General features: G+C 33.3%; 6 protein-coding genes. 1 reads left to right on the forward strand and 5 read right to left on the reverse strand.

Features of this window, described 5'->3' with window-relative positions:
• The first annotated feature begins 2 nt into the window (after positions 1-2).
• Positions 3-416, forward strand: coding sequence for a ferritin-like domain-containing protein (locus ACR0P1_RS03550; RefSeq protein ID WP_432645027.1), 414 nt, complete (start codon positions 3-5; stop codon positions 414-416).
• 115 nt (positions 417-531) lie between these two features.
• On the opposite strand, the gene ACR0P1_RS03555 is transcribed toward ACR0P1_RS03550, so the two are convergent.
• The 5 genes from ACR0P1_RS03555 to ACR0P1_RS03575 form a co-directional block, all read right to left on the reverse strand.
• Complete coding sequence (locus tag ACR0P1_RS03555; protein WP_432645028.1) at positions 532-1,662, reverse strand: site-2 protease family protein; 1,131 nt, start codon at positions 1,660-1,662, stop codon at positions 532-534.
• 16 nt (positions 1,663-1,678) lie between these two features.
• Positions 1,679-2,896, reverse strand: a complete 1,218-nt coding sequence (locus tag ACR0P1_RS03560; RefSeq protein ID WP_432645029.1) for a molybdopterin molybdotransferase MoeA — start codon at positions 2,894-2,896, stop codon at positions 1,679-1,681.
• A gap of 21 nt (positions 2,897-2,917) precedes the next feature.
• Positions 2,918-5,056, reverse strand: a complete 2,139-nt coding sequence (gene purL / locus ACR0P1_RS03565) for a phosphoribosylformylglycinamidine synthase subunit PurL (protein WP_432645030.1) — start codon at positions 5,054-5,056, stop codon at positions 2,918-2,920.
• A gap of 10 nt (positions 5,057-5,066) precedes the next feature.
• On the reverse strand, positions 5,067-8,303 hold the full coding sequence (gene ileS / locus ACR0P1_RS03570; protein ID WP_432645031.1) for an isoleucine--tRNA ligase: 3,237 nt from the start codon (positions 8,301-8,303) through the stop codon (positions 5,067-5,069).
• 106 nt (positions 8,304-8,409) lie between these two features.
• The gene (locus ACR0P1_RS03575; RefSeq protein ID WP_432645032.1) at positions 8,410-9,636 is read right to left on the reverse strand and encodes a methionine adenosyltransferase; all 1,227 of its coding nucleotides are present in this window, start codon (positions 9,634-9,636) and stop codon (positions 8,410-8,412) included.
• Positions 9,637-9,701 lie beyond the last annotated feature (65 nt).

Below are 9,701 nucleotides of genomic sequence, written 5' to 3' on the forward strand. Positions count from 1 at the left end.
AAATGGTTAAATATGAACATAGTATTGGAATTACAAAAGGAACTGATGTTGAAAAAGATGTTGCTGCAAACTTTGAAGGTGAAACCAACGAAGTAGGTATCTACTTAGCAATGTCTAGACAAGCTTCTAGAGAAGGTTATGGGGAATTAGCTGAAGTATTTAAAAGATTAGCATGGGAAGAAGCTGAACACGCTGCAAGATTCTGTGAAATGAACGGAATCATCAAAGACACCCTCAAAGAAAACATCGAATGGATGATGGGTGGAGAAAAAATGGCAAATGCAGAAAAAAGAGAAGCTTCTGAAAAAGCTGAAGAAGCAGGTATTGAAACTGCTGCTGATTTCTTCAGAGAAAGTTCCAAAGACGAAGGTCGTCACTACAAAATCTTAGAAGGAATATTATCCAGATATTTCTAAAAATAAAATCGAAAGAATTTTTCAATTCTTTCCCTTCCTATTTTTTAAAAAAAGAGTGAAGTAATATAAGACATCAACTCTTAAATCACTCTAATCATATTTTTACACTTATTATTTATAAAAAACCAGCACAAATATTAAATATAATTATTATTGCCATAACCGCTGACAATGCATTTACAAATTGTTTTACACTATGTTCTTCGAATTTGTATGTCAACAATGTTTCGAGCATATGTCCACCGTCTAACGGTTTGAGTGGAAGTAGATTAAACAACCCGATTCCAATGTTTAATATAAACACCCAACTAAATAATTCTAAAAGGTTAAATAAAACCCATGGAAGAAATCCTAAACTATCATTTAATAGCTCATAATGTGTAGTAGCTTGAATTCCAAAAAATCCCAATGATTCATTATTTGGATTTTTATCCAGAACGACTGAATAGCTACCCTGATCTGTCTGAACAGTCACATTATCCCCCGGCTTAAAAGATTGTACAATATCAACATATGACTCAGTATCATTTATCTTATAACTATCAATAGCCTGTAAAATCATACCTTCTTTTAATACCCCCTCACTAGGAGAATCAGAAACAATTCTATCTATTGCTATACCATCTTCTTCAAAATAATGTGGAATACCCATAGATATTAAAGATACTAAGATTATTGCAATAATCGCTAGTGTAATGTTAGCAATTGATCCTGCAGCATAGACTCTCAATTTAGATGCCTTTTTAGAACTTTTTAAACTTTTTTCATCAGGCTCAACAAATGCTCCTGGAAGAAAAATAAATAATAAAAGACCAATTGATTTTATCGGAATTTTTTCACAAACTGATTGTATACCATGGGAAAATTCGTGAACTATTAATACAGTCGCAAGAGCAATTAAACCATATACAAAAGGAACATAAAATGCAGATCCTGGAACTTCAACACCTGGAATTATAATTGAAACAGCCGGTGCATTAAAAACTGAGGGCAATGACGAAATTAATGTTCCAGTTATAAAAATCATAGCACCAAACGCCACAACAATACCAGCATTCATGTACCATTTCCAAAATGTTGGAGAAAAATTAGAAATTTTAGATATTAGCCCTCTAAGTCTTTGAGTTTTCCACATTATTACTGGAAAGTTTACTTCAACACCATGACTAGATAATTTCTCATGTAGTACAGCGACTAATATCCAGATGATAACAAAAGCTATCAAATAATAATATATTCCATTCATTAAATACACCTTTGGATTACCAAAGTAATGAATCAAAGAAGATTACATTAACTATATCATTCTTTTGGTATCCTTCATCATTTTCATCAATTATGATATAGCTATTCGCCTCAACCATTGACCTAATAATACCAGAACCTCTATTCAAGACATGCTTTGCATGTTCATCATCAGCAACTGCACGTATGAAATCTGTCCTACCAAGTTGAGATGGAATTTTAAGTTCAGATGTTCTTTTTTGAACATGGAAATCAAAAGATCTTCCTTGCATTTTAAATAAGTATTTTCTTACAAGCATATCAAATTGACTCATAGATGCTACAGGTTGTCCTGAAAGTGTAAATATCATTTTTTCATTAACTATACCTGCACCTACTGGCTTACCTGGCCTTACAGCCACACCATGAAACAATATATCTCCGATATCATCTACTACATCTAAAACAACATCCCATTTACTAATTGCAGTTCCACCAGTAGTTATAATAACATCATATTCCTCAGAAGATTTTAAAATAGTTTCCTTCACTTCTTCAAATGTATCTCCTGCATGTGTAATTTCAGCAATAGCACCTGAATCTTCAACCATTGCTTTTATAGTAAATTTATTTGAATTAATAATTTTAGCCTTATCTATTTCTTCTTTTGTAGGTTCTACTAATTCATTACCTGTAATAATAATTTTAACTCTAGGTTTTTTAAATACTTTAACAGTATCATAACCTGCAGAAGCTATCAAACCCATTTCCTGATATCTTATGAACGTATTTTTATCCAATACCTTTTGACCTTTTTCTATATCTTCAGATTTTGGACTTATATTTTCACCAGGAGTCACTTGAGAATAAATTGTTAAATCGTCATCATCAGTAGTAGTGTACTCCTTCATTAAAACAGCATTAGCCCCATCAGGGATTGGAGCGCCGGTAGCGATAACTATAGCTTCATTATCACCAATTGTTCTAGATGAGAAATCTCCAGCGCCAATTGAATCAATTATTTTAAATTCTTTAGGAGCAGATTGTGATGCTCCAAAAGTATTTTCAGCAATGACTGCAAATCCATCCATTGCAGATTTATCAAATGGAGGAGAATCATGAAATGCCATGATATCTTCTGCTAAAACTCTTTTGTGAGCCTCAGCTATAGGAATTTCTTCAGTTTCTGTGTATTTTTGATTATCATCAACTAATTTAATAGCCTTTTTTAAAGATTCTAATTTAGATAAAAACATGTCAATACTCCCCAATATCATTTAAGCCATATATTGTTCAATGACACCATGATATGCATCATCTAAATCTTCAAATTCAAATTCATGATTATTAATGAATAATGAAGTACCTTTTACTTCCCCAATAACTTTTGCCTCAACATCTATTTGAGATAGAATATCATCTAGAGCATCAGCTTTTACAGTTAAAAGATATCTGGCGTGACTCTCAGAGAAGAGCATTTGAATGTCATCTAAGTTATCCTCTTCTAAAGTCACATCACATCCAAACCCAGATTTGATAACCATTTCAGATAAAGCTACTGCAAGTCCACCAGCAGATACATCATGCACAGCAGTAATGTTTTTATCTTTATCATTGTTAATTAAATCTAGAACTGTTTTACCATTAGCGACTTCTTCTTCAATTCTGACTTTTGGAGCTATTCCCTTTTCAATATTATGGATAGTTCTGTGATATTCAGATCCAGCCAATTCATCATAAGTTTTACCTATTAAGATAATTTTATCTCCTTCACTTTTGAAGTCTAATGTTCTTATGTTTTCAATATCCTCTACACCAATTACTCCTACAGCAGGAGTTGGATTAATTTTAATTCCTTCAGTTTCATTGTAAAAACTTACATTTCCACTAATTACAGGTGCATCGAATTTTTCAGCCACCAAACTCATTCCTTCAATAGCTGTTTTAAATTGCCATAAAATCTCTGGAGTTTCAGGATTTCCAAAGTTTAAACAGTCCACAACAGCATATGGAGTTGCACCCATTGAAATCACATTTCTGATAGCTTCCGCAACACAACCTGCTGCTCCATCAAATGGAGATAATTTAGTGTGAATTGTGTTTGAATCTGTAGTAAGTGCAATAGCAGTATTTTCATCAATTCTTAAAACTGCTGCATCATCACCAGGTTTTACAACAGTCCTTACTTGAACTTCATGATCATATTGTTTATAAACCCACTCTTTTGAAGCTATATTCGGACTAGACAATAATTTAGGAAAAGATTCATTAATTGAAGGATCTTCAACAGTGCATTCATCTTTATCCTCTGGAATCTCCGCAATAGGCCTATCGATTGAAGGCGGATCAGCTAAGAGAATAGTTGGTAAATTAGCAATTGTCTCTCCTTCATCTGAAATAACCATACTGTTTCCTTCAATTACTTCACCAATAACTGATGAAGATATTTCGTGTTTATCACAGATTTGACAAGCAAGTTCCACATCATCCGGATTGATAACAAATACCATTCTTTCTTGTGATTCAGAAAGCATAATCTCATATGGAGTCATACCAGTTTCCCTTAATGGAATAGAACGTAAATCCACTAATGCACCATTATTTGAGGAATCCACAAGTTCAGATATACAACAGGTGAGACCTCCACCACCTAAATCCTTTACACCACTAACATTTATTTTTTCCAAAATTTCTAGTGAAGCTTCCAAAACTCTTTTTTTAGTAAATGGATCAGCTACCTGTACAGCTGGCCTGTCTTCAGTTTCAGAATCAGAAGTTAATTCTTCAGATGCGAATGTTACACCATGAATTCCATCACGACCAGTTGTTCCTCCCATTAAAAGGAATACATCCCCAATATTAGGTGCTTGAGCTCGAACGATTTTATCTTTTTCAACAAGCCCTACACACATTACATTTACAAGAGGATTTGTCCTAAATGATTCATCAAATTCAATTTCACCAGCAACAGTTGGAATTCCTACACGGTTTCCATAGTCAGAGATTCCTTTGACAACATGTTCAAATAAATATCTTGATTTATCATCTTCCAATGGTCCAAATCTAAGTGAATCTAAAAGTGCAATTGGTATTGCTCCCATAGATATGATATCTCTTAGGATACCTCCAATTCCAGTACCTGCACCACCATAAGGTTCAATAGCAGAAGGATGGTTGTGAGATTCCATTCCTACCGCCAATGCATATTTGTCAGTTACGGATACAAGTCCTGCATCGTCACCGGGACCCAAGATAATATTTTTTCCTTCAGTTGGGAAAGCTCTTAAAAATGGTCTGCTACTTTTGTAAGAACAATGTTCTGAAAACATTACATCAAGCATTCCTTCTTCTAATTCATTCATTTCCCTACCAAGAATTCCTTCAATATATTCAATTTCAGAGTCAGCTAAAGTCATGTTAAACACCTTAATTTTTAATTGAAATAATTACTTTTTCTCCTTCGATATCCCATTCTTTAGTATAATCTTTAGAATCTTTACTACATTCTTCACTAGTGCATATAATTAAGCTTTTAGCTCTAACTTCATGAGAAATAACATCAGATTGTGGTACAATTAAATCTTTGAATGCATCTGAAGTTTCAACAACAACATTAATGTTTGCTTCAACATCCAAGTCTAAATCTTTTCTCATATCCTGAACCCTTCTTATTAATTCACGAGCCATAGCTTCTTGTTTAATTTCTAAGGTAACATTAGTATTTACAAATACATTTCCGCCTTCAAATTCAGATGAAACGAAATCATCTGGAAGTTCTGAGTCAAATAATACATCATCTTTTGATAACTCATGACCTTCGATAGTAATACTTCCATTTGCTTCAATTTCAGCTTTTATTTGATTACCGTCAGATTCTTTTAATGCTTTCATTACTTTACCCATGTCACCTTTAAGTCTTGGACCTAAATTTTTAAGATTAGGTTTAGCATTAAAGGATAATTTTTCGAATTCACTAGCACAAAGCACATCCTTTGTATTTGATTGGTCTTTAATAATATCTTCTAACTCTTTAATAGCATTTAAAACATCTACATCCTGAGATACAACAGTAATGTCTGAAACCGGCCATCTGAGTTTGTACTGTGCAACATCACGAGCTCTGATAGATGCATCAATTACCTCACGAACAACATCCATTTTTGCTTCAAGTTCCACATCAATTGCATCTTCATCATATCCCCAATCATTCATATGAATACTTTCAAGTGCATCAGGATTAACACCTTTTACAAGGTTTTCATAAATCTCCTCGGATACATGAGGAGCAATTGGACATAATACTGAAATTAATTTTACAAGTGCAGTGTATAAACTATAGTAAGCACCTAATTTATCAGGATCATCACTTTCAACCCAAGTCCTTCCACGAATGAGTCTTACATACCAGCGACTTAAATCTTCTAAGATGAAGTTATTAATTTTTCTTGTTGCTTTGTGGAAGAATAAATTCTCTAAATCTTCAGCTACTTCTTTAACTAACGTATTTGCCTTAGAAATAATCCATTTATCTTCAGCTCTTAAAATAATATCATCTTCAGTTAAATCCATTGGATTGAATTCATCTAATGACATGTAAGTAGTTGAAAATACATAAACATTCCATAAAATATTAAACATTTTATTAATGTTTAAAAGTTCATCCCAAACGAATTTTAAATCATCCCATGGTTTTGAAGCCCATAATAGATAGAACCTTAAAACATCAGCACCGTATTTTTCAATTACTTCTTCTGGAGATACTACATTACCTAATGATTTAGACATTTTATTTTCATTTTTATCCAATACAAAACCATGCATCAATACTTTTTGATACGGAACTTTACCCATAGAAATTACTCCAGCACCCAATTGTGAGTAGAACCATCCTCTAGTTTGGTCGTGCCCTTCGGTAATGAAATCATAAGGATACCATTCATTGAATTTTTCCTTTTCCTCAGGGTAGTAAAGTGATGCCCATCCAGCTACTCCTGAGTCAATCCATACATCCAATACATCAGGAATCCTTTTAATGGACTTTCCACATTTATCACATTTTACCTCAACCTCATCAACATACGGCCGGTGGATAAGTTCAGCATCTGAAACATTAATTTCATTTAATGATTCTTCTTTTAATTCACCAAGAGAACCTATTACCTTTAGTTCACCACAGTCAGGACATTCCCATATAGGAATTGGAATACCCCAGTATCTTTGTCTTGAAATTGTCCAGTCACGAGCATTATCTACCCAATCATGGAATCTTCCTTCTCCTGCCCATTTAGGCACCCATTCAACATTAGCAATTTCATCCAACATTTTTTGCTTAATGTCAGTTACTTTTAAGAACCATTGTTTGGTAGCACGATAGATAATTGGAGTTTTACATCTCCAACATACACCGTACCTGTGTTCAATGGTTTCTGATCTGTACATTAATCCTTTGTTCTCTAAATCTTTGATAATTTGAGAATTTTCATCTTTAGTAAATTTAAAAGCATATTTTCCTGCATCTTCACTAAAGCATCCATCTTCACCAACAGGACAGAAAATAGGAATATTGTTAGCTTGACCTACTTCAAAATCGTCTGGACCGTGTCCTGGTGCAGTATGTACTAATCCAGTACCTTCACCAAGTTCCACATGATCTCCAGATAAAACAGTGTGAACAGGTTCAATTTCATCGAATTCAGCGTGTTTTGGAACTTCATCAGCTAAAATATAATCATAGCTCATTCCAATTAATTCCTCACCTTTAACTGTTTTAATAACCTCGTACATGATTTCCTTTTCTTCGATGATTTGATCTTCCTCATCCTCAGATTCGGCAGGAATTTTAGTCCTATGAATTTTAACCTGTTTACCTAATACTTCTTCCATTAAATTTTCAGCTAAAATGTAAGTTTCGCCATCTTTTGAAACATAAACATAATCAAATTCCGGATTTGCACAAACTGCCATGTTTGCTGGTAAAGTCCATGGAGTAGTTGTCCAAACAAGGAAATATGTATTTTCTTCTCCCCTTACTGGAAATTTAATATAAATAGATGGGTCAACCTTTTCCTCATATTCAATTTCAGCAGATGCAAGTGCAGTTCCACAATGAGGACACCAGCTGATTACCCTTTGGTCATTTATAAGTAAATTCTGTTCATTTGCTCTTTTAAGAGTCCACCAAGAAGATTCCATATATTTAGGATCAAGTGTCATGTATGGATCATCCCAATCCATCCAAACACCCAATTGGTCGAATTCATGTTCCATAGCTATTTTATTTTCTATTGCAAATTCCCTACATTTATCAACAAAAGCAGCTATTCCTATAGTCTCTTCGATTTCTTGTTTGCTTTGAATTCCCATTAAATGTTCCACTTTATTTTCAATAGGAAGACCATGCATATCCCATCCAGCTTGTCTTCTTAAGCTAAATCCATTCATTGATTTGAATCTAAGGTATGAATCTTTAATAACCTTGTTCCAAGCGGTACCTAAGTGAATTTTACCACTACAATAAGGTGGTCCATCTAAAAATGAGTATCTTGGGCCATGTTCTCTAAGTTCATTGACTTTTTTGAAAGTTTCATTCTGCTTCCAGAATTTCTGTACTTTCTTTTCTATTTTATCATGATTGTATGATTTTTCTGCCTCTTGTATTGGCATCGTAACTCCTCAAAAATAAAATTAATATGTGTAAATAAAAAAATAAATAATCTCTTTAAAAGAGATTTAAAATTAAATAATTGACATATGCCGATAAATAGTTAATCTAGAAAGTTCTAGCTTTTCCTTCAATAACTAATTTAGTAATATCCCTAATATTATCTAAGTTCCTGTTAATTACAGCTTTAATTTCGTCTTCAACTTCTTCCAATTCAATACCATCTTCAAGGATGACTTGAATAGATGCAGTAGGTTCATTAATTGGAGAACCAATTTGAGTTAAAAGCATGATGTGCATTTGTTTAATACCTTCAACTTCATTAACAGCATCACTAGCCATTTTACTTGCTAAAACATTGTAAATTTTACCAACGTGATTAACAGGGTTTTTACCAGAAGTTGCTTCCATGGACATTGGTCTGCATGGAGTGATTAATCCGTTTGCTCTGTTTCCTCTTCCTACAGAACCATCATCCCCCATTTCAGCTGAAGTACCTGTTACAGTCAAGTAGTAACCAGATTTATCTTCAGTTTCATCGTTGTCCCCAGTGTTTACATCAACTTTAACTTTTCTTGATGTGTATTTAGGTGCAAGCTCTTCAACAATGGATTTTAAGTTTTCACGAACTTCAATGTATTCTTCTCTGTTTTTAAGATATTTTGAAACCATTGCACAAGCGATGGTTAAAGTAATTTCATCCCCTTCTCTTAATCCCATTACTTTGATATCTTGACCAACAGCAGGGTGATCTACTTTAAATTCTTTGGAATTCAATAATTCTTCAGTCGCTAAAACCAATTGTTCAACTTCAGATAAAGGAGCGAAACCTACACCAAATGAAGTATCGTTTGATTTAGGAATAGCTTCAGGAGTCCTATCAAATACGTTCACTAAATCTCCGGAACCATGACCGATTTTACATTCAACAACAGTATCTAATTCAACATCTAAGTTGATAATTGTTTCTTTTAAAAAGTCCTTAGCAGCTTTAATTGCTACTCTTTCAAGTGGGAATTTGATAATTTTTCCATCTTTTTCAAATTCAGAAACGCCCCTACCAGTTAATAAAATATCAATAGGTTTTCTAATGATTCCGCCTTCCCAATCAGGTTCAGAATCACCAGCAGTAATTTGAACTTCATCAGTGTTGTGGTGTAAAATAAATCCTTCACCTAATTCTTTCTGATACATTTCACACAAAGCATTAGATACCGCTTGAGCAATTCCATCACTGATACTGTCTGGATGACCTATTCCTTTTCTTTCTACAATTTCAATTTCCAAATCTTCAATGTATGTTTGGTCTAATTCTTTTACTACAATATTTCTCATATTATCATCACATATCAATTAATTTATAATATTTATTTTTTTGTTTTAGATAATAAATAAAGGTT

Source organism: Methanobrevibacter sp., assembly GCF_050872065.1.
Classification (GTDB): Archaea; Methanobacteriota; Methanobacteria; order Methanobacteriales; family Methanobacteriaceae; genus Methanocatella.

Excerpts from the sequence above, each read along its gene's own strand:
- ACR0P1_RS03550 (WP_432645027.1), top strand. The coding sequence starts at position 3 with ATGGTTAAATATGAACATAGTATTGGAATTACAAAAGGAACTGATGTT.
- purL (WP_432645030.1), bottom strand. The coding sequence starts at position 5,056 with ATGACTTTAGCTGACTCTGAAATTGAATATATTGAAGGAATTCTTGGT.
- ACR0P1_RS03560 (WP_432645029.1), bottom strand. The coding sequence starts at position 2,896 with ATGTTTTTATCTAAATTAGAATCTTTAAAAAAGGCTATTAAATTAGTT.
- ACR0P1_RS03555 (WP_432645028.1), bottom strand. The coding sequence starts at position 1,662 with ATGAATGGAATATATTATTATTTGATAGCTTTTGTTATCATCTGGATA.
- ileS (WP_432645031.1), bottom strand. The coding sequence starts at position 8,303 with ATGCCAATACAAGAGGCAGAAAAATCATACAATCATGATAAAATAGAA.
- ACR0P1_RS03575 (WP_432645032.1), bottom strand. The coding sequence starts at position 9,636 with ATGAGAAATATTGTAGTAAAAGAATTAGACCAAACATACATTGAAGAT.